The organism is uncultured Microbacterium sp. (assembly GCF_937927635.1).
In the GTDB taxonomy this organism is placed as follows: Bacteria; Actinomycetota; Actinomycetes; order Actinomycetales; family Microbacteriaceae; genus Microbacterium.
Map to the genome: position 1 here is coordinate 67062 of NZ_CALBRW010000043.1, position 20294 is coordinate 87355.

16 protein-coding genes and 1 pseudogene are annotated in these 20294 nt (G+C 68.9%); 7 read left to right on the top strand and 10 right to left on the bottom strand.

What is annotated here, in order from left to right; genetic code table 11:
* Nucleotides 1–135 precede the first annotated feature (135 nt).
* Both Q0568_RS16230 and Q0568_RS16235 read left to right on the top strand, forming a co-directional pair.
* Nucleotides 136–408, top strand: a complete 273-nt coding sequence (locus Q0568_RS16230) for a hypothetical protein (protein ID WP_298868375.1) — start codon at nucleotides 136–138, stop codon at nucleotides 406–408.
* Nucleotides 409–1187: 779 nt separating this feature from the next.
* Nucleotides 1188–1730, top strand: a pseudogene (locus Q0568_RS16235) (molybdopterin-dependent oxidoreductase); the annotation flags it as partial.
* Here the strand turns inward: Q0568_RS16235 and Q0568_RS16240 are convergent.
* The gene (locus tag Q0568_RS16240) at nucleotides 1727–2275 is read right to left on the bottom strand and encodes a hypothetical protein (protein WP_298868377.1); all 549 of its coding nucleotides are present in this window, start codon (nucleotides 2273–2275) and stop codon (nucleotides 1727–1729) included. The pseudogene Q0568_RS16235 and the gene Q0568_RS16240 overlap by 4 nt on opposite strands.
* Nucleotides 2276–2385: 110 nt before the next feature.
* Here Q0568_RS16240 and Q0568_RS16245 point away from each other — a divergent pair, with 110 nt between their 5' ends.
* The 4 genes from Q0568_RS16245 to Q0568_RS16260 are packed head-to-tail and all read left to right on the top strand — an operon-like array spanning nucleotide 2386 to nucleotide 7428.
* Nucleotides 2386–3384 carry an ABC transporter ATP-binding protein gene (locus tag Q0568_RS16245; RefSeq protein WP_298868379.1) on the top strand — a complete coding sequence of 333 codons (999 nt, stop codon included), beginning with the start codon at nucleotides 2386–2388 and terminating at the stop codon, nucleotides 3382–3384.
* Entirely contained in the window at nucleotides 3381–4991 is a 1611-nt protein-coding gene (locus Q0568_RS16250) for an ABC transporter permease subunit (protein ID WP_298868381.1), read from the top strand. Before Q0568_RS16245 ends, Q0568_RS16250 begins: the two co-directional genes overlap by 4 nt.
* 24 nt (nucleotides 4992–5015) lie before the next feature.
* Complete coding sequence (locus Q0568_RS16255) at nucleotides 5016–5492, top strand: helix-turn-helix domain-containing protein (RefSeq protein WP_298868383.1); 477 nt, start codon at nucleotides 5016–5018, stop codon at nucleotides 5490–5492.
* A 55-nt stretch (nucleotides 5493–5547) separates the two neighbouring features.
* Nucleotides 5548–7428 carry a BCCT family transporter gene (locus Q0568_RS16260; protein ID WP_298868385.1) on the top strand — a complete coding sequence of 627 codons (1881 nt, stop codon included), beginning with the start codon at nucleotides 5548–5550 and terminating at the stop codon, nucleotides 7426–7428.
* A gap of 24 nt (nucleotides 7429–7452) precedes the next feature.
* Here the strand turns inward: Q0568_RS16260 and ddaH are convergent, their stop codons facing one another.
* The 8 genes from ddaH to Q0568_RS16300 all read right to left on the bottom strand — a co-directional run bounded on the left by ddaH (nucleotide 7453) and on the right by Q0568_RS16300 (nucleotide 15446).
* Nucleotides 7453–8316: a dimethylargininase gene (ddaH, locus tag Q0568_RS16265; RefSeq protein ID WP_298868387.1), complete on the bottom strand. Its 864-nt coding sequence runs from the start codon at nucleotides 8314–8316 to the stop codon at nucleotides 7453–7455.
* Between the two features lie 159 nt (nucleotides 8317–8475).
* Complete coding sequence (locus tag Q0568_RS16270) at nucleotides 8476–8967, bottom strand: type II toxin-antitoxin system VapC family toxin (protein WP_366941421.1); 492 nt, start codon at nucleotides 8965–8967, stop codon at nucleotides 8476–8478.
* A complete protein-coding gene (locus tag Q0568_RS16275; RefSeq protein ID WP_298868389.1) occupies nucleotides 8910–9185 on the bottom strand; it encodes a hypothetical protein in 276 nt (91 codons plus the stop codon). Before Q0568_RS16275 ends, Q0568_RS16270 begins: the two co-directional genes overlap by 58 nt.
* An 85-nt stretch (nucleotides 9186–9270) precedes the next feature.
* Nucleotides 9271–10296: a LacI family DNA-binding transcriptional regulator gene (locus Q0568_RS16280; protein ID WP_298868391.1), complete on the bottom strand. Its 1026-nt coding sequence runs from the start codon at nucleotides 10294–10296 to the stop codon at nucleotides 9271–9273.
* 42 nt (nucleotides 10297–10338) lie between these two features.
* Nucleotides 10339–12246: a cellulase family glycosylhydrolase gene (locus Q0568_RS16285; RefSeq protein ID WP_298868393.1), complete on the bottom strand. Its 1908-nt coding sequence runs from the start codon at nucleotides 12244–12246 to the stop codon at nucleotides 10339–10341.
* On the bottom strand, nucleotides 12243–13082 hold the full coding sequence (locus Q0568_RS16290; RefSeq protein WP_298868394.1) for a carbohydrate ABC transporter permease: 840 nt from the start codon (nucleotides 13080–13082) through the stop codon (nucleotides 12243–12245). The genes Q0568_RS16285 and Q0568_RS16290 overlap by 4 nt, the downstream gene beginning before the upstream one ends.
* Complete coding sequence (locus tag Q0568_RS16295; protein WP_298868396.1) at nucleotides 13075–14052, bottom strand: carbohydrate ABC transporter permease; 978 nt, start codon at nucleotides 14050–14052, stop codon at nucleotides 13075–13077. The genes Q0568_RS16290 and Q0568_RS16295 overlap by 8 nt, the downstream gene beginning before the upstream one ends.
* A gap of 77 nt (nucleotides 14053–14129) precedes the next feature.
* Nucleotides 14130–15446 carry a sugar ABC transporter substrate-binding protein gene (locus Q0568_RS16300; RefSeq protein ID WP_298868398.1) on the bottom strand — a complete coding sequence of 439 codons (1317 nt, stop codon included), beginning with the start codon at nucleotides 15444–15446 and terminating at the stop codon, nucleotides 14130–14132.
* Between the two features lie 198 nt (nucleotides 15447–15644).
* On the opposite strand from Q0568_RS16300, the gene Q0568_RS16305 reads away from it, so the two are divergent.
* On the top strand, nucleotides 15645–17075 hold the full coding sequence (locus Q0568_RS16305) for a GH1 family beta-glucosidase (RefSeq protein WP_298868400.1): 1431 nt from the start codon (nucleotides 15645–15647) through the stop codon (nucleotides 17073–17075).
* A 6-nt stretch (nucleotides 17076–17081) separates the two neighbouring features.
* Here the strand turns inward: Q0568_RS16305 and Q0568_RS16310 are convergent.
* The coding region (locus Q0568_RS16310) for a bifunctional proline dehydrogenase/L-glutamate gamma-semialdehyde dehydrogenase (RefSeq protein ID WP_298868402.1) at nucleotides 17082–20294 on the bottom strand (3213 nt) is incomplete at its 5' end.

Below are 20294 nucleotides of genomic sequence, written 5' to 3' on the forward strand. Positions count from 1 at the left end.
AACGAGCGGAACCGTCTGAAGCCGTCCTAGAGGAACCCTGATGTCTTGTCCTCTCCATACGAGATCTCCGTCTTCAAGAGCAGGAGTCATCAAGCAAAGAAAACGTCCGTCTACATCCGCCAACTCCGGCCATCCGTGCCCGACCTCGTCCATCACCCAGTCGCACACTGCATCCACCAGCTCCACGAAAGCCGGTTCGCTCCCGACGCGCTCAAGGACTTGGGCCCGGCCCGGAAGGACGAGCACAAGTTCATCCTCGCTGAACCCTTGGGGCTCGGGAATTCCTTCGCCACCGACAACCCAACGCTCCCGAGCAACATCGAACACGCCTGCATCCAAGTGCAGCCCAGCTGTGGCAACATCAAAGGCGACCGCCTCAAGGAGCGCTGCAAGACGATTCTCGATTGATGACATGTCTACATAATCCTGCACACCATCTCATAGTGCAAGAGCAGATCCTTGCCCTTCGTGACGTTTCCGGCGATCTTGAGCAGCTTCCCCGAGTATTTCGTAGCACGGGCAGCACTTATACTTGCGTGGGGTGCATAGTTCTGGCTCTTACCATCGATCTTCACTCCATTCGCGTACACCGAAGCCGTGTAGTAGGTTCCCGAATACGTGGCATTCGGGTATGCGCCCCAAGAAATAGATGCACCCTTTCGCGCCTGCTGGATTATGAATCGACCATAGCCTGAATTTACTACGTAATTATGGCAACTACTGATCGGGGGAGAAACCTCTACAGATGCGCAACCAGTTCCAACAGTCAGCAACACGATCATCGCTGCGACAGCGGAAAGAATACGGCGCAAAATGCCCGCAATACCTCCAGTCACTCAGATCGACGCGATCGGTCGCCCCCCTGAGTAGTCTCCTATTCGGTTGATATTCGGTGAACATACTCGCACCGGATCGGACGGTCAAGAACCTTTTGGTGGTCAGAATGGTCGGGGTGCCGCCCCTGGAGCGTCGCGCAGTGGAGGGCGCCGCAAGCGGCCAGTAGCCCCAAAGTCGTGAAACAGGTCGCCAAATGACCGGCTTCGTGAGTACGTCCAAGAACGCCGGGACGGGCCGGCGACCGTCCCGGCAGAACCTCCGCCTCTGATCCGGGGACTCAGGCGTGGAAGGGCGGAACAAACCGCTTCGGCAGGACCGCCGGTGGGCGACGGGATGGAGTCCCGAGCAGATCGCTCACCGACGAGCGCGCGGCACTGCTGGCCATCGGCATGAACGGCGCCCCGCTGCCCCTGCAGCACGGATTCCCGGTGCGCATGGTCGTGCCGGGGCTGTACGGCTACGTCTCGGCGACGAAGTGGGTGGTCGAGCTGGAGGTCACGCGGTTCGACCGGGCGCGCGCGTACTGGACCGACCGCGGCTGGTCCGAGCGGGGTCCCATCAAGCTGCAGTCCCGCATCGATGTGCCCCGCGCCGGGCGCGACGTGCCGGCAGGCGATTCCGTGATCGCCGGGGTCGCGTGGCAACCCGGCACCGGCATCTCAGGCGTGGAGGTGCAGGTCGACGACGGCGACTGGCAGCGCGCCGAACTGGCGACGGCCATCTCGAGCGACACCTGGGTGCAGTGGCGGCTGCCCTGGCGCGCGAAGGCCGGCGAGCACAGCATCCGCTGCCGTGCGATCGGCGGCGACGGCACGACGCAGACGGATGCGGTGGCGCCTCCGGCGCCGGACGGCGCCAGCGGCTGGCACACGATCAGCGTGCGGGTGTCCTAGGCGCCCGCGGTCCGGCCGCGCTTCGTGGTGATCACGGGGCCCATGCCGCCGTCCGACGGTGCGGACATGCGCGAGTTCGCGTGCGGCCGGTCGCCGAGCGTGGCGGTGACGATGTCGCGCACGGCCGGGAACCGGCGCGACCACACCAGCAGGTCGGTGAGCGTCATCGGGATCTCGCCGCGGCGCACCTGCGCGATGCGATCGAAAGTGATCTCCGGTGAGCTGGGATCCAGGGTCGGCAGCACGGATGCCAGGTTGGAGAGCTCCATGGCGATCTCCTCGCGGATGGCGTTGGCGACCCAGTGCTGTGCGTTGGCCGCGATGAACGCGGCGTCGGCGGGATCGACTCCCGCTGCGGCCCGCATGGGCTTGCCCCACAGCCCGAACATGTCGGGCCGGTCGACGAGATCGCGCGGACGGCGTCCGGATGCCGCCCCGGCGGGCTCGTCCTGGGAGCGCTCATCCGTGGTGAACTGCTCGCGGTGGTTGAACGCCCCGTCCGCCGCTTCAGGGCTCTCCCGCCGAGGGTTGAACGCTGCCAACATCGGTCCCTCCCCGCTTCGTCAAGCAACTCGTCTCAATCGTATTCGAGCCTCGGCGGGCGAGCATTGCACGTTCTTCACGAATTCATGAAATGGGTGTACTGTCGCCTCCCATGAACACGATCATCAGCACGCGCGGTCTGACCAAGACCTACGGTCGCGTGCACGCCCTCGCCGGTCTGGATCTCGAGGTGGAAGCCGGGCAGGTGCACGGCTTCCTGGGCCCGAACGGCGCCGGCAAGTCCACCACCATCCGCATCCTGCTGGGCCTCGCGCGCCGCAGCGGCGGCGACGCGAGCGTCTTCGGGATGGAGCCCTGGGGCGATGCCGTGCAGATCCACCAGCGCACGGCGTACGTGCCGGGCGACGTGAGCGTGTGGCCCAACCTGTCCGGCGGCGAGGCCATCGACTTCCTGGCCCGGCTGCGCGGGGCTCGGACGAAGGATGCCGCGTACCGCGCCGAGCGGGAGCGCCTGATGACGGCGTTCCAGTTCGACCCGCGCAAGAAGGGCCGCGCGTATTCGAAGGGCAATCGGCAGAAGGTCGCGCTGATCGCGGCGTTCGCGGTGCCCGCCGAGCTGTACATCCTCGACGAGCCCACCAGCGGCCTGGACCCGCTGATGGAGGTCGTCTTCCGCGACGAGGTGCAGCGCCTGCGCGATCGCGGCGCGACCGTGCTGCTCTCCAGCCACATCCTCTCCGAGGTCGAGCTGCTGTGCGACCGTGTCTCGATCATCCGGGCGGGGAGGATCGTCGAGTCCGGCACCCTGTCCGAGCTACGGCACCTCACCCGCACGGAGGTCTCGTTCGAGGCGTCCTCTGACGACGCCCCCGCCGGCATCCCGCAGGCGCACGACGGCACGATCGAGGAGGGCCGCGCACGGTTCACCGTCGATTCGGATGCCGTTACCGCCGTGCTCCCGGTGCTCGCGCAGCGCGCGGTGACCGGGCTGCGCATCGAGCCGCCGTCTCTGGAGGAGCTGTTCCTGCGTCACTACGGGGACGACCTGGCGGCACTGGAGGGCGACGTTTCGACGGGCTCAGCGCCCCAGGGCGGAGGCACAGCGCCCCAGACACGGAGGTCCCGGAAGCAGCAGGAGGCGGACCGATGACCGCCCTCCTCCGGCAGCGCCTGCGCCGTGACTGGCTGCAGCTGACGCTGTGGATCCTCGCGACGGTGCTCATGACATACTCCGGCTTCGCGGGCGTCACGCAGTCCTACGCGACGCTCAAGGACCGCATCGAGGTGCTGGCCGCCGTGATGGCGAACCCCGTGATCATGATGTTCCGCGGGCTCCCGTCCGGGGCATCCGAGGGACAGTTCCTGTCTTTCGAGATCCTGCCCTGGCTGACCATGCTGGCGGCGCTCATGAGCACGTTCCTGGCCGTGCGGCACACCCGCGGCGACGAGGAGGCCGGTCGCACCGAGCTGCTGGCGGCGACCCCCGCCGGACGCGCCCTGCCGACCATCGCGACCGTCATCCACGGCGTCGCGGCCAACATCGTCCTCGGCGTGCTGGTCGCGCTGGTGCTGATCGGCTCGAAGCTGGATCCTGCGGGCTCCTGGCTGACGGGCATCGCCTCGGCGACCACCGGTATCGCGTTCCTCGGCATCGGTCTCATCGCCGCACAGCTCATGCGCACCTCCCGCGGAGCCAACTCGCTCTCGGTATGGATACTGGTCGGCACGTTCCTGATCAACGGGATCGGCAATGTCGCGGGGACGCCGAGCAATGACCTCACCCGGATCTCGAGCTCCGGACTCGTCTGGCTCTCGCCGTTCGGCTGGGCCGAGCAGGCCCGCCCGTACGACACGGACAACGCCGCTCCCGCGCTGATCGGCCTCGTCTTCGGCCTCGTGCTCGCGGTCGCGTCCGTGGCACTGCAGTCGGTGCGCGACATCGGCGAGGGGTTCATCCCCGCGCGCCCGGGCCGCGTGCACGCCCGCCCCGCACTGGCCGGCCCGCATGCGCTGGTGTGGCGGCTCACGAACGGTGCGCTCGTCGGCTGGGCGGTGGGCGGCGTGCTGACCGGGATGCTGGCGACCAGGCTCTCGGGCCTGGCGGGTCAGGTCGCCGGACAGAACCCTGCCGTGGCGCAGATCCTCGACAAGATCGGCAAGGCCGGGAGCCTGGAGCAGACCGTCGTCTCGGTGTTCTTCACGATGATGGGCATCCTCGCCGCCTGCGCGGCCGTGCAGATCCTCGCGCGCGCACGACAGGAGGAGGCGCACGGCACGGCCGAGATCGTGCTCGCGCAGCCCGTCGGGCGGGTGCGCTGGCTGCTCGACTATCTGCTGGTGGCGACGATCGCGATCGCGATCATCGTGGCCGCGACCATGCTGGCGGCCTTCGCCGGGCTCGCCGGGAACGACCACGCCGACTCGCTCGCCCAGGTGGTCACGGTCGTCGGCCTCGGCCAGGGATTGGCGGCCTGCGTGTTCACGGTGCTCACCGCGCTGGTGTTCGTGCTGATCCCCCGCGGCACCATCGCCATCGCCTGGGCGCTGGTGATGCTGGCGACCGTGTTCGGCCTGTTCGGCCCCCTGTTCGGGCTGCCGCAGTGGACCACGCGGTTCTCGCCGTTCGCGGTCACGCCCGTCGTGGCCGGCAGCACGACCGATCTCCGGGGCACCTGGTGGCTGGTGCTGATCGTGGCCGTCGGCGCCGCGGCATCCCTGGCGCTGATGCGCCGCCGGGAGCTCCACCCGGCCGGATAGCCGTGCAGGTGAAAGGATGAGCGCATGAGCGACGAGCACCTGGGGGTGGATGCCGCGGAGAGCGCGGCAGCCGCCATCACGGCCGTGGGGTTCCCGCGGATGCCGGCGCGGGTGATGATGGCGCTCATCGCCGCTCCGTCGGACGGGTACACGGCATCCGAGATCGGCGATCGGCTGGGCGTGAGCGCAGCCGCCGTCTCCGGCGCCGTGCGCTACCTGCAGACGCTGCACGTGATCCGCAAGGTGTCGCGCCCCGACCAGCGCCTGGCGCACTACGAGATCATCTCCGACGCCTGGTACGGGATGATGACCAGCAACTCCCCCGTGTACGACCGGCTGGCCGGCTACATCGACGAGATCGGCGCCGCGCACACGGTGGATGCCGCCTCGCGCGTGCGCGCCGAGGAGATGGCCGAGTTCTTCCGGTTCATGTCGTTGCGGATGCCGCAGTTGATCGATGAGTGGGAGACGCTGCGCGCAGAACGGCGGCTCGGCGACTGATCCGTCGCCCGGGTGGCTCTGTCGGGCCGTGCACCCGGTGGTTACCGTGGAACGCATGAGCGGAAACAGGAACGGGTCGAATCCGAGCACCACCGCACAGCACGCGCCTGCGAGCGGGCAGCGGCGCGAGCCCCAGGTGCTGAGGTGGGTGTTCTGGCCGGCGGCCGCGATCGTGGTGGCCTTCGCGCTGTTCGCCCTGCTGGCCCCGCGCATCGCCGAGGCGCTGTTCCAGAGCATCCAGACGAGCATCGTGAACGCCTTCAACTGGTACTACGTGCTGATCGCGGCCTTCTTCGTCGCGTTCTGCCTGTTCCTCGGGTTCTCCCGGTTCGGCGACATCAAACTGGGCCGCGACGACGAGGAGCCCGAGTTCTCGCTGATGAGCTGGTTCTCGCTGCTGTTCGCGGCGGGCATGGGCATCGGCCTCGTCTTCTACGGCGTCAGCGAGCCGCTCTCGCACTTCACCTCACCGCGACCGGGCGTCACCGGCACTCCGGAGCAGCTGGCGCAGGCGGCGCTCGGACAGACCTACCTGCACTGGGGCGTGCACGCCTGGTCGATCTACGTCGTCATCGGCCTGGCCCTGGCATACGCCATCCACCGGCGTCACCGCCCGGTGTCGATCCGGTGGACCCTGGAGCCGCTGCTCGGCAAGCGCGTGGAGGGCGGCTGGGGGCACGCCATCGACGTCATCGCACTGGTCGGCACGCTGTTCGGCGTGGCCACCTCGCTCGGGCTCGGCGTGCTGCAGATGAGCGCGGGACTGCACTCCGCTGGCATCGCCGACCCCGACGAGACGACGCAGGTGGTGCTCATCCTCATCATCTCGGTGTTCGTGCTGCTGTCGGTGCTCTCCGGCGTCACCAAGGGCATGAAATGGCTCTCCACCACCAACCTCGTGCTGGCAGGGCTCCTCGTGATCTTCCTGCTGGCGGTCGGTCCGACCGAGTTCCTGCTGCGCGAGTTCGTGCAGTCCATCGGCTACTACATCCAGAACTTCGTGGGCCTCTCGTTCAACGTCAGCGCATTCCAGGGCGCGGCCGGCGAGCAGTGGCAGGCGTCGTGGACCTCGTTCTACTGGGGCTGGTGGATCTCGTGGGCCCCGTTCGTGGGCATCTTCATCGCCCGCGTGTCGAAGGGGCGCTCGGTGCGCGAGTTCGTGATCGGCGTGATCCTCGTGCCGACCCTGCTGGGCGTGCTGTGGTTCTCCGTGCTGGGCGGCTCGGCACTGGGTATGGAACTCGCGAACCCCGGATCGCTCACCGGCCCGGACGGATCCGTCGACCTGCAGGGCGCCCTGTTCGCCCTGCTGGTGCACGTGCCGGGGGCGACCGTGGTCAGCATCGGAGCCATCCTGCTGCTGGCGATCTTCTTCATCACCTCCGCCGACTCCGGCGCCCTGGTGATGGGCATGATCGCCACGGGCGGCAAGCCGGAGCCGAAGCGCTGGATCCGCACCTTCTTCGTCGTCATCACCGCGCTGCTCGCCATCGCACTGCTGCTGTCCGGCGGGCTGACCGCCCTGCAGACCGCCGCGATCACCATCGCGCTGCCGTTCAGCATCGTGATGCTGCTGATCTGCTGGTCCACCGTGGTCGCCTTCACCCGCGAGCGTCGCGCGTATGCGCGAGCCGAACGGGCGCAGTTCATCGACCGGATCGGCGAGTACTACGGACTCGAGGTCGAGTCCCTCGACGAGAAGGGGCTGCTGGGCGCGCAGCCGCGCTGGATGCGCCGGCTGCAGCGGCGCTTCGGTCTGCCCGTGGCTCCCACCGAGCCGATCCGCATCACGCCCGGCGCGCTCTCCGTGGAGAGTCACGTGGATGCCTCGCCGTCGACTCTCGACGTCGACCAGCTGGTGACCGGCGACGATCTCGCGGGCCTCGACGATCCGGATGTTCACGAGCAGGATGCCGGCCCGTTCTTGAAGGAATGACGGCCGGCATCCTGCGCGACAGGCTCAGGCCTGGCGCAGCTCCAGCGTGCAGCACTTGATGCCGCCGCCGCCGAGCAGCAGCTCGGACAGGTCGACCATGATCGGGTTGTAGCCGCGCTCGCGCAGCTGCTTCTCGAAGCCGGTCGCGCGCGGCGAGATGATCACGTTCAGCCCGTCGCTGGCGGAGTTCAGGCCGAACACCGCACCGTCCTCGTCGGCGACGAGGATCGCGTCGGGGAAGCGCTCGGCGAGGATGCGCTGCGAGGCCTCATCGAAGGCGTGCGGCAGGTAGGCGATGCCGGCGGTGGCACCCTCCTCGACCACGGGATCCAGCACGGTCAGTGCGGTGTCGAGGTGGTAGAAGCGCGGGTCGACGAGCGTGAGCGTGACGACCTCGCGGCCGAACACCTCCTGCACCTCGCGGTGGCTGTCGCCCACGGAGCGGAAGCCGGTGCCGGCCAGGATCACGTCGCCGGCGAGCAGGAAGTCGCCCTCGCCCTCGTTGATCTCCTGGGGCATCACGGTGTCGTAGCCGTGGCTGCGGAACCACTCCGCGAACGCGGGCGACTCGCCCTGCCGCTGCTCGTAGTAGAAGGCCGGCACGTATGCGCGGCCGCCGATGGTGAACCCGCCATTGGCCGTGTAGACCATGTCGGGGTAGCCGGCCAGCGGCTCGATGAGCTCGACCTCGTGGCCGAGCTCCACGTACAGGTCGTACAGGTCCTGCCACTGCGCGACGGCCTTGGCCGTGTCGGTGGGGGTGGCGGGATCCATCCACGGGTTGATCTTGTAGTCGACCGTGAAGTGGGTCGGCTTGCACATCAGGTAGTGGCGGTGCTGGGCGACGCGGGCCGGGGCGTCGATCGTGGCGGTCTCGGGCGTGGACATGGTTGCTCCTCGGATGAAGGCAGAGGCGGACGCTGTCCAGGGGCCCGGCGGAAGTTCGACCCACTCGCCTCGGGCGAGGAGGGGAAGATGCGACTCGGGCACGCCTGAGACATCTTCGCATCCCGGATGCCCCGAGCGCCAGCCCTTTCTCAACGCGCGTCAGGCTGTCAGCGGATCGAAACGGATCAGCCCCGGGATGCCGTCGAACGCGGCATCCGACGAGGCGATGGTCTGGATGCCATGGGCCAGCGCCGTCGCCGCATGCACGGCATCCCGCCCACGGATCTGCGTCGTCTCGATGAGTTCCAGTGATCGCTCGAGGATGTCATGATCGAAATTCAGCAGGATCAGCAGCTTGGACATGTCCTTGGCGTCCTGCACAGCATCCGCCCGGTCTCCGCGACGCAGCCGATGGTGGACGACCTCCTGAACCATCTCCACGCTCGCATAGCCTCGCCCACTCCCCGACCACAGGTCCTGCAGATACGCGCGGCATCGAGACCGCTCAGGCTCCGCGTCCCCCAGCGCGTAGATCACGATGTTCGCGTCTACGAGTACGGCATGTTCATCCACAGGACTCGACCGCTCGTCCGTCACGATGCGTCCCTCATGAACGACCTCTCCATGAACTCGTCCTTCTCCGCCTCCCACTCGTCGGGGGTCGGCGTGTGCATCGGGTTCCGGTCAGCTCGTTCGAACAGTCGCTCGAGTGCGTCACGCGCGTCCAATCGTTTGCGTTCCATCCGTCCGTCCACCGCCGCGCGAACGTACGCCCCTACACTCATCTGCTCCGCCCGCGCTTCAGCCTCGAGCCGCGCATACTGCTCGGCCGAGAAGAGCACCTGAACCCGCTTCTCGAGTGTCGCCATACGCCCATGCTACCCACCACATGTGCATGTGTGCACAAACATGCACAACTCGCAATCTGGACCACGAGCCGGCAGCGCGGCGCCCTCAGCGTGCGCGGATGCTGGTCTCGCGCACCACCAGCTCGCTGGGGATGGCCGCCTCCGGCCTGTCCTCATCGCCGGCGATGGCTCTCAGCAGGATCCGCGCGCTGCGCATGCCCTGCTCGTCGGTCCGCCGGGCCAGCGACGTGATCGATGGCGCGGAGATCTCGCAGAGCAGCGAGTCGTCCCAGCTGACCAGCGCCATGCCGGTGCGTCCGGCTGCGCGCAGCGCGCTGATGATGCCCAGCGCCATCACGTCGTTGGAGCTGACGATGGCGGTGGCCTGCGGCCACGCGGCGAGGTGCTCGGCGAGCAGCTGCCCGGCGCCCTCGCGCGTGTAGTCCCCCTCGACCACCGTCACCCGCATGCCGCGCTCCGCGGCCCGCGCGGTGATGGCGTCGCGGCGCTCCACCTCGTGCACCAGGGTCAACGGCCCGGTCACATCCACGACATCCGTGTGCCCCAGCTCCGCCAGGTGGTCCACGATGCGGCAGGCGTCGGTGACCAGGTCCTCCACGACCTGCCTGCCGGTCTCCGGCTCGATGCGCAGGCCGTGCATGACGAACGGCATGCGCAGCGCGTGGAGCAGCTGCGGCCGCGGGTCGTCGATGAGCTGGTCCATGACGATCACGCCGTCCACCCGTCGTTCAGCGCTCCAGCTGCGGTACACCTCCAGATCCCGCCCTGGCTCCCGGCCGACCATCCGCAGCATGAGCGACTGGCCCTCTTCGGACAGCACCGACTCCACGCCGCTGAGCAGGCTCATGTAGAACGGCTCCTGTCCGAGCAGCTCGGGATCGCGGCGCAGCACCATCCCCACGGTGTCGGTGCGCGCGCGGGAGAGCGCCCGTGCCGAGGAGCTGGGGCGCCATTCCAGCTCGCGCGCCAGCGCCAGCACCCGCTCGCGCGTCGCATCGCCCACTCCCGGCTGGCCGTTGAGCGCGTACGACACCGAGGCCACCGACACCCCGAGCCGCTGCGCCATCTCGCGGATGGTCACCCGGCCGCGGGCGTTCTTCTTCCCGTCCATCGCCATCACTCTGGCACGACGACGGCGACCATGCGGAATCCGTCAGCGGATCTCGCGCACGGCCACGCCATAGGGAGCCAGGTCGATCGTCGCCGACGCCGAACCATCCAGCGCCTGCAGCGTGCCGGATGCCACTCCCGGCGCGACCGTGCATGCCTGGGCGTGCTGGCTGGCGAAGATCGCGAATCTGCGCCCGTCGGCGTGCTCCAGCATCTGCGCGAACACCGCCGGATCGTCCAGCACGACCGGGCGGCGGATGCCGGCAGCATCCGCCAGCGCGTCGTAGAGCCGCCAGGTGTCCTCGGGGTTCACCCGGCCCAGCTGCGATGCCAGGTACTCCAGCGGATACGTGCACAGCACCGCCAGGCCGCGGCCGTGCCGACGCGCCACCAGCACGGGTCTGCCATGCGAGTCCGTCGCCAGCACCTCGCCGCTCGTCACGGTCACCGGCAGGAAGGCCCGGGCGTTGTCCGCACCCGCGGCGCGCACGTGCAGCCGGTCGCCGGCGCGCAGCGCGCCCAGGTCTCCGGCCATCTTCACGGTGACGGTCTGCTCCTGGATGGGCTCCACCAGTCCGTACGACGCGGCCGTCACCACGCCGAACAGCTCCTCGGTGAGCGCCCACCACGGGCCGCGCTGCGCATCGGTCTCGCCCGCGCAGTACGACGCGTACACCACGGCACCGCCCTCGGCCAGCGACAGCAGCTGCCGCCAGCTCGGTCCGCACAGCTGCTTGACCGACGGCACCAGGTACAGGTCGTAGCCCGCAGCGATGCCGCCGTCGGCGAGCTCGCGCACGACGTCCACCGGCAGATGCGCCTCCTGCGCGGCGATGTGCGCCTGCTCTCCGACGGCGACGATGTGCTCGCGCTCCGGCTCCCGGCTGAACGGGTAGCCCTCGGCCAGGTGCGAGGGCAGCACCAGGGCCGTCTGCGCGGCGGGGCGGTGCAGACCGGCGGCATCCATCGCCGCGAGATCGGCGGAGAACCCCTGCAGCTCCCGCAGTGCGGGCTTGGGCGCTCCGGTGCTGTCCGTGATGCCGAAGCGCATCTCGAACGGGTGGTGCGAGTACGGCCGCTCGGCGACCAGGTCGTCGTAGTCGGTGTTGTTCCAGGCGATCCAGCCCGCCGCCCCCGCCGCCAGCGTGCCGTACAGCTGCTGCCGGTAGTACGAGGCGGCGCCCTGCGGCGAGACGTAGGCGTCGGTCACCCCGAACTCCTCCAGGACGATCGGCAGTCCGGCCACCTCGCACAGCCTGGCGACCCACGCCGTCTTGAGATGCTGACGGATCTGATCGCTCTCCATTCGGTACACGTGCGGGCCGACGAAGTCCGACACCTCCGCCAGCTCCCGCAGCCGGAACCCGTTGTCGTGCCCGGTGGTCTCGATCCCCCACGCGCCGTCGCCGGTGGAGACCGGCTGCGTGGCGCCACCGGCGCGGATGGCGTCGACCAGCAGCTGCGCCCACGCGGCCACAGCCTCGTGCGGCGCCTCGCCGCCGTAGATCGGCACCTCGTTGCTCAGCAGCCAGCCGGAGACGGCCGGATGCCGATGGAAGCGGGCGGTCAGTTCGCGCACGTACCAGGCCTGCCTGCCGACGAACCACACGTCGCGGTACAGGTCGCGCCCGCCGCGCCACGCGGGATCCCAGTTCTCGCCCGACATGTGCCCGACGATGAAGGTCGGGATCGTCGTCATGCCGGCCTCCTGATGCGCATCCAGGAAGTCCGCGAACCGCGCGATGCAGTCCTCGTCCAGCCGATCGGGTTCCGGCTGGAAGTCGGGCCAGAAGAAGAACGAGCGCGTCATGTTCAGCCCGTGCTCGGCCAGCACCGCCAGCTCCTCGCGCACGACGACCGGGTCGTACCGGTCGGTCCACATGCGGGGACCACCGGCCCGCGACCAGAAGTTCGCGCCCAGCCACAGCCGCTCGCGCACAGCATCCGTCATTTCACCGCTCCCGCCGTAAGGCCCGCCACGAAGCTGCGCTGCAGCAGCAGGAAGGCCACCACCACCGGCACGCTCACCACGAGAGACGCCGCCATGATCTGGTTCCAGTACACGTTCACCTGCGTGGAGTACTGCTGCAGGCCGATCGCGAGGGTCTGGGTGGGCCCGTTGGTGAGCACGGAGGCGAACAGCAGCTCGCCCCAGCTGGTCATGAAGCTGTAGATGCCCACCGCCACCAGGCCCGGCCGCGCGGCCGGCAGCAGCACGTGCCACAGGGCTCCCATCGCACCCGTGCCGTCGACCTTCGCTGCTTCGTCGAGGTCGCGCGGGATGGCGTCGAAGTAGCCCGCCAGCATCCAGATCGAGAACGGCAGCGAGAAGGTCAGGTAGGTGATGACCAGGCCCAGCCGGGTGCCGATCAGCGGGATGCCGGTGGCCTGCGTCACGTTGATGAAGATGAGGAACAGCGGCAGCAGGAACAGGATGCCGGGGAACATCTGCGTGGACAGCACCGTCGTGGTGAACACGCTGCGCCCGCGGAAGCGCCAGCGGGAGACCGCGAAGGCGGCGAACACGGCCACGACCAGGCTGACAGCCGTGGCGGCCGTGCACACGATGAGGCTGTTGACGAAGTACTCGGCCAGCGGAACCGTCTTCCAGATGTCGATGTACGGCTGGAAGGTGATGTGCTCCGGCCACCAGGTGAAGCTGTCCAGCACCTCGCCGAGCGGTTTGACCGACGAGGTGATCATCACCCAGATCGGCAGCAGCGTGAACGCCGTCAGCACGGCGATCGTCACGACGCGGAAGATCCGCGTTCCCGTTGTCTCACGCACGCTGGGACCTCCGATTCACGAACAGCAGATAGACGATGGTCACGAGCAGCAGGAAGATCAGCAGCAGCACCGACATGGCCGACCCGTAGCCGAAGTTGAACGTCAGGAACGACGCGTTGTAGATGTGGAACGAGATCAGGTCGCCGGCCGGCGGCTGGGCGGTCTTGCCGAACAGCACGAACGGCGTGTTGAAGTCGTTGAACGTCCACAGGAACATCACGAGCACGAGCACCACGTTGACCGGGCGCAGCATCGGAAGCGTGATCGAGCGCCACTGCCGGAACGGCTTGGCGCCGTCGACGGCGGATGCCTCGTACAGCTCCTCGGGGACGGACTGGAGCCCCGCCATCAGCATGAGGAACGCGAACGGCCACAGTCGCCAGATGGCGACGATGACCAGCGACCAGAACGCGTTGCCGCCGATGAGCCAGAACGGCTTGTCGCCGGGAAGCCCGAGGTTGTCGAAGAGCAGATGGTTGACCGCGCCGGTGTCCTTCTGCAGCATGAACTTCCACGCGATGATCCCCGCGTACACCGGAATGGCGTACGGGATGAGGAACACGGTGCGGAAGATGCCGCGCCCGGGGAAGCGCCGCTGCAGCGCGACGGCCGCGGCCATCCCGACCACCCAGGCGATGCCGACCACGAGCAGCGTGAAGCCGCAGGTGAGCAGGAACGAGTCGCGCAGCGACCGCCCGACGGCGCCGTTGAAGTCCATCGACACCCGGTAGTTGCCCAGGCCCAGGAACGGCGCCTCGCTCCAGTTGCGCAGATACTGCTGCGTGAGCTTGATGAAGCTGATCCAGATGCCGGTCACCATGGGCACGATGTGCACGAGCAGCTCGAACACGACGGCCGGGATCAGCAGCACGTAGGGCAGCCAGTCGCGGCGACGCCGTCGCGGCCGGATCTCCCCCGGCTTGTCTGCCACGGCATCCTTCGAGATGCGCGGCGAGGCGGTTGCGGACATGTCCGTCACTCCTTCTCTCTGCTGCCCGCGGGCGGGTCCGGAGAGGCCGGGCCCGCCCGCAGGTGGCGTCTGCGATCTCAGCCGGCGGCTTCGACCTGCTGCTGAGCGGTGTCGAGCATCGCCGAGATGTCGGCCTCGGTGACCTTCTTGCCCGTCGCGATCTGTGCGAACAGCCCGCTGATCCCCTTGCCGATGGTGCTCTCGAAGTCGCCCTCGCTGGCGACCTGCGGCAGCGGCTTGGACCGGTTCTGGTAGGCGTCCATGAAGATCTTCGCCTCGTCGGCGTCGGTCGTGAACTTCGCCTCCGCGCCGCTGAGCACCGGCAGCACCGAGAACGGCACGGCCAGCTGCGACTGCACCTCAGGGCTCGTCATGTACTTGACGAACTTCAGCGACTCCGGCAGATGCTTGGTGTAGTCGAACACCGAGATGTTGATGCCGGCGGGGAAGGTCGAGATCTGCTCCTTGGCGTCGGACGGCGCAGGCAGCGGGACGACTCCCCAGTCTCCGGGCTTCATGCCGTCGGCCTTGAGGGTGGAGTCGGCGTTGTTCTGGCTGAGGAACATCGCCGCCTTGCCGGAGGCCAGGTCAGCAGCAGCAGACGACGCGTTGTCGTACTGCGCGTCGGCGGGGTTGGCCACCTTCTCCACCTGCATGAGATCGAGGTAGCGCTTGATGCCCGCGACGTTCTCCGGGGTGTCGAAGGTGGGCTTGCCGCTCTTGTCGTAGAACTCGCCGCCGTTCTGCGCCGAGGTGAGGAACGCGAAGTGGATGTTCTCCGTGTAGCTGCCCGCCGCCAGCGTCATGCCCCACTGGTCGCCGGTGGTGAGGGCCTTCGCGTCGGAGACCAGCTCCTCCCACGTGGTCGGCGGCTGGAGACCCGCCTTCTCGAACATGGCCTTGTTGTAGTACAGCCCGTACGCCAGACCGTACAGCGGCACGGACGTCGGCGTCTTCCCCGGTGCTCCGCCCGCGTCGAGCGCGGTCTTCACGTACTTGTCGAGGCCGCCGATCTGGGCGGCGTTGTCGGAGTCGAACTCCGCGAACGCACCCGTGGCCTGGAATGCCGCGCCCCAGGTGTTGCCGATGTTCACCACGTCGGGGCCCTGACCGCTCGTGATGGCGGTCTGGATCCTGGTCTGCAGCTCGTTCCAGCCGATCACCTCGAGATCTACCTTGACGCCGGTCTGCTTGGTGAACTCCTTGAGGATCGGGGTGAGCACCTCCTTGTCGTTGTCGAGGCTGGTGCCCTGGTTGCTCGCCCAGTACGTGATCGTCGCCGACCCGCCGTCCGCACCGCTGTCGGACGAACCACCGCCCGAGCATCCGGCCAGCGCCATCGATACGACTGCCATCGCCGCGGCCGCCGCGACGACCTTCCGCTTCGTTTCCACCTATGACTCCTTCGTCTCAGACGGCCGTCAGTCGGCTCGTCGGCCTCCTCGCTGAGGCACCCGGTGGGCTGCTCTTCTCTGAGGGGGATCCGAGCGGTAGCATAACTTAACCGGTTAGGTTCCATACATCACGATCAGGTCACGGACTCGACTGCCGCAGCGCGGCGACCGCATCCCGACGGAAAGACGACGACACCAATGACGGCTTCATCGCACGACACCCGACCCGCAGCATCCGCCGCGGCGTTCCCCGATCACTTCCTGTTCGGCTCGGCCACCGCCGCCTACCAGATCGAGGGCGCGGCGCACGAGGACGGCCGGGGCCCGTCCATCTGGGACACGTTCAGCCACACGCCGGGCAGGGTGCTGCACGGCGACACCGGCGATGTCGCCTGCGATCACTACCACCGGCTGGACGCAGACCTCGACCTGATGGCGCGGCTCGGCCTGGACGCCTACCGGTTCTCGATCTCGTGGCCGCGCATCCTGCCCACCGGCCGCGGCGCCGTGAACCAGCGGGGGCTGGACTTCTACCGGCGCCTCGCCGACGGGCTGCGCGATCGCGGCATCACGCCCCTGGCGACGCTGTACCACTGGGATCTCCCGCAGGCGCTCCAGGATGCCGGCGGCTGGGGCTCACGGGACACCTCGGCCGCCTTCGCCGACTACGCGGGCATCGTCGGCGACGCGCTCGGCGACCGGATCGGCATGTGGACGACGCTGAACGAGCCGTGGTGCTCCGCCTTCCTCGGGCACGCGTCGGGGGTGCACGCCCCGGGCATCACCGACCCCGTCATCGCGCTGCGCGCCGCGCACCACCTCAACCTCGCGCACGGGCTCGCCCTGCAGGCGCTGCGCGAGCGTGTGCCGTCGACCTCCGAGTTCTCGGTGTCGCTGAACCTGCAGGCCGTGCGTCCGGATCGCCCGGAGGATGCCGACGCGGTGCGGCGCATCGACGCCCTCGCCAACCGGGTGTTCACCGGGCCGATGCTCGCGGGGGCTTACCCCGAGGACCTGCTGGCAGACACGGCGTCGGTGACGGACTGGTCCTTCGTGCAGGACGGCGACCTGGCGGCGATCCACCAGCCTCTCGACGCGATCGGCATCAACTTCTACTCCACGAGCCGCGTGCGCGAATGGGACGGCGTCGGCGCCAGCAACCACTCCGCCGGCCACAACGACTCGAGCGCATCGCCGTGGCCGGGCGCTGACAGCGTGCAGTTCCTCCCGCAGCCCGGCCCCTACACGGACATGGGCTGGAACATCGACCCGAGTGGCCTGTACGAGCTGATCATGCGGATGCACCGCGAGAACCCCGGGACGGCGCTGATGATCACCGAGAACGGCGCGGCGTTCCCCGACATCGTGTCCGCCGACGGCCGCATCCACGACCCCGAGCGCATCGACTATCTGCGCCGGCATCTGGCGGTCGTGCTGCAGACCATCGCCGAGGGCGCCGACGTGCGCGGCTACTACGCGTGGTCGCTCATGGACAACTTCGAGTGGGCGTACGGCTACGACAAGCGCTTCGGCCTGGTGCACATCGACTTCGACACCCTCGAGCGCACGCCGAAGGACAGCGCGCTCTGGTACTCGCGTCTGGCGCGCACCCGGATGCTGGAGGGCTGAGCCCGCTCAGATGACCGATGCGCTCCACGGGTCGGGGTTGCCGAATCGGTGGGCGGTGATCGCGATGGCCTGCTCATGCAGGAACGGCAGCAGCTCCAGGCGACCGGCGGAGGTCACCTCGTTGTCGTAGACGGCCACGTCGGGATCGCCGCCCACGGCGTCCGACAGCGTCCGGTGCAGTGAGGACACGGCATCCCGCCCGCCGATCAGCCGCACGCGCCCCGCCTTGGCTGCCTCCGACGAGCGCAGCTGCACGCGCTGGATCCACTCCGCCTCGGTCTCCACGGCCACCGGCACCTCCAGCGCACCCAGTTCAGCGCGCACCGCCGCCGGTACGCCCTCGGGCACCGACACGAAGAACGATGCGCCCGAGCGGATGCCGGCCAGCACCACCCGCAGCAGTGCGGCGAGCGGAGCATCCGCCGCCGTCCGCACCATCACGGGCACGGGGCGGTACCGGAACAGGTTGCGCTCCACGCCCAGCTGCGACACGTCGCGCACCTGGCCGAACTCGCGGTCCCAGGCCACGGCATCCGACAGCGCTGCCTGCCGCAGCCACTCGAAGGAGTCGAAGTCCAGTGACGGCTGCGCGGATTCTATGAGCCCGGAGATGCGGACGTCCAGCCCTCGCAGGTGCAGCGTGCTGGAGGACTTGCCGCGCGGCTGCGAGCGCCACGACCCCAGCCCGATCAGGTAGTTGGGCCCGCCGGCCTTGGCCCCCGGCCCCACCGAGGAGCGCTTCCACCCGCCGAACGGCTGCCGCTGCACGATGGCGCCCGTGATGCCGCGGTTCACGTACAGGTTGCCTGCCTGCACCTGATCCAGCCACAGCGCCAGGTCAGTGGGATCCTGCGTGTGCAGACCTGCCGTCAGGCCGTAGGCGACGGCGTTCTGCAGCCGGATGGCCTCGGACAGCGTCGAGGCGTGCATGATGCCGAGCATCGGGCCGAAGAACTCCTCGAGGTGCGTGCGGGACCCGGGCTGCACGCCCACCCGGATGCCCGGGCTCCACAGCCGCCCCGTGTCGTCCAGCGAATGCGGCCGGATGAGCCACTTCTCCTCGCCCTCCAGGTGAGTGAGCGCCCAGGCCAGCTTGCCCTGCGGCTTCTCGACGACCGGCCCGACCTCGGCCTGCGGGTCGCCCGGCCAGGCCACGCGGAGCGAGCGGACCGCATCCGCCAGTTGCCGGGCGAACCGCTTGGAGCGCCCGACAGGACCGACCAGAATGGCCAGGGATGCTGCGGAGCACTTCTGCCCGGCGTGCCCGAACGCGCTGTGCACCAGGTCGGCGACGGCCAGGTCCAGGTCGGCCGTGGCAGTGATGATCATGGCGTTCTTGCCGCTGGTCTCGGCCAGCAGCGGCAGGTCCGGCCGCCAGGAGCGGAAGAGGGCTGCGGTGTCCCACGAACCGGTGAGGATGACGCGGTCGACGTCCGGATGCGTGATGAGCTGCTGCCCGAGCGCGCCCTCCTCCACGTCGGCCAGCACCAGCACGTCGCGCGGGATGCCCGCCTGCCAGAGCGCCTCGGCGATGACGGCCGCGCAGCGGCGGGCCTGCGGCGCGGGCTTGAACACCACGCCCGAGCCTGCGGCGAGCGCGGCCAGCACGCCGCCGGCGGGGATGGAGATCGGGAAGTTCCACGGCGGGGCGACCACCGTCACGCGCGCCGGCTCGAACCGGGCGCCGGCGACACCGTCGAGCTCGCGGCAGGTGGCGGCGTAGTAGCGGGCGAAGTCGACGGCCTCACTGACCTCCACGTCGCCCTCCGCGAACGTCTTGCCGGTCTCGATGGCGGCGACCTCGATGAGATCGGCTCGCCTGCCGGCCAGGGCGACGGCTGCCCGCTGCAGCACCTCGGACCGCTCGGATGCCGGCCTTGCGCCCCAGGCCGCGGCGGCGTCGTGCACACGGGTGACGGTCTGCGCCAGCATCCGCTCGTCGTCGACGCGCGCGTCGCGCAGGGACATGACCCCCAGATCGGATGAGGCCGGTACGGCCACCCGCGCGAAGATCCTCCGCGCCCACTCCCGGTTCGCCGCCAGTGCGGGGTCGCTGTCGGGGGTGTTGACGAAGCCGGGCGCACCCGCGCTGACGCCTGCGAGCTCCTGCTTGGAGTACACCGCCGTCTGCAGGAACGGATCGGCGTCCGCCGCCTCGTCCTCGGAGGATCCGCGTGCGATGCCCAGCACGAGCCCGGTCAGGTCCTCGGTCTCCGCCTTCGGGCGGGGCCTGGTGCGCGCGGACTCGTGCACGGGAGCCGCGCGGTTCTGCGTGCGCCGCGGCCCTGTGTGCAGGGAGCGGTCGCGCGCGCGGCTGACGGAGTCGACGAACCGCAGCCGCTCGCGCTCGAACAGCGAGGGGTCGGTGCCCAGGTCGAACGCCGCGGAGAGGAAGTTCGACGACGACGCGTTCTCCTCCAGGCGCCGCACCAGGTAGCTGATGGCCACGTCGAACTCGCCGGGATGCACCACCGGCACGTACAGCAGCACGTGCCCCACCGTGCGCGAGACCGCGGCGACCTGCCCCTGCGCCATGCCCAGCAGCATCTCGAACTCGATGCTGTCCTGCACGCCGCGCTCGTTCGCCAGCAGCCAGGCGTAGGCGATGTCGAACAGGTTGTGGCCTGCCACGCCGATCCGCACGGCGGCGACGCTGCGGGGCTGGAACGCCTCGTCCAGCAGGCGCAGGTAGTTGGCGTCGGTGTCGAGCTTGGAGCTGTACGGCGCCTGCGTCCAGCCGTGCATGATCGCGTCGACCTTCTCCATCGCCAGGTTCGCGCCCTTCACGAGCCGCACCTTGATGGGCGCTCCGCCGTGCTCCACGCGGTCGCGCGCCCAGGCCGTCAGCTCGCGCAGCGCGGGGAGTGCATCCGGCAGGTACGTCTGCAGCACGATGCCGGCCTCCAGGGCCTTCAGTCGCGGGTCCTCCAGGATGCGCGTGAAGACCGCGATGGTCAGGTCGAGGTCCTTGTACTCCTCCATGTCGAGGTTGATGAACGTGCCATCGGCCGCGGCGGTCAGATACAGCGGCGTCAGGCGCTTCACGACGTCGTCCACCACGTCGTCGAACGCCCACATCGAGATACGGCTCATGACCGCCGACACCTTGACCGAGACGTAGTCCACGTCGTCGCGCCGGATCAGATCGTGGATGCCGTCCAGCCGGCGCTTGGCCTCGGTTTCGCCCAGCACGGCCTCGCCCAGCAGGTTGAGATTCAG

Coding starts and splice junctions, on each gene's coding strand:
- Q0568_RS16240 (WP_298868377.1), bottom strand. CDS start 2,275: ATGTTGGCAGCGTTCAACCCTCGGCGGGAGAGCCCTGAAGCGGCGGAC.
- Q0568_RS16245 (WP_298868379.1), top strand. CDS start 2,386: ATGAACACGATCATCAGCACGCGCGGTCTGACCAAGACCTACGGTCGC.
- Q0568_RS16250 (WP_298868381.1), top strand. CDS start 3,381: ATGACCGCCCTCCTCCGGCAGCGCCTGCGCCGTGACTGGCTGCAGCTG.
- Q0568_RS16255 (WP_298868383.1), top strand. CDS start 5,016: ATGAGCGACGAGCACCTGGGGGTGGATGCCGCGGAGAGCGCGGCAGCC.
- Q0568_RS16260 (WP_298868385.1), top strand. CDS start 5,548: ATGAGCGGAAACAGGAACGGGTCGAATCCGAGCACCACCGCACAGCAC.
- ddaH (WP_298868387.1), bottom strand. CDS start 8,316: ATGTCCACGCCCGAGACCGCCACGATCGACGCCCCGGCCCGCGTCGCC.
- Q0568_RS16275 (WP_298868389.1), bottom strand. CDS start 9,185: ATGGCGACACTCGAGAAGCGGGTTCAGGTGCTCTTCTCGGCCGAGCAG.
- Q0568_RS16280 (WP_298868391.1), bottom strand. CDS start 10,296: ATGGACGGGAAGAAGAACGCCCGCGGCCGGGTGACCATCCGCGAGATG.
- Q0568_RS16285 (WP_298868393.1), bottom strand. CDS start 12,246: ATGACGGATGCTGTGCGCGAGCGGCTGTGGCTGGGCGCGAACTTCTGG.
- Q0568_RS16295 (WP_298868396.1), bottom strand. CDS start 14,052: ATGTCCGCAACCGCCTCGCCGCGCATCTCGAAGGATGCCGTGGCAGAC.
- Q0568_RS16305 (WP_298868400.1), top strand. CDS start 15,645: ATGACGGCTTCATCGCACGACACCCGACCCGCAGCATCCGCCGCGGCG.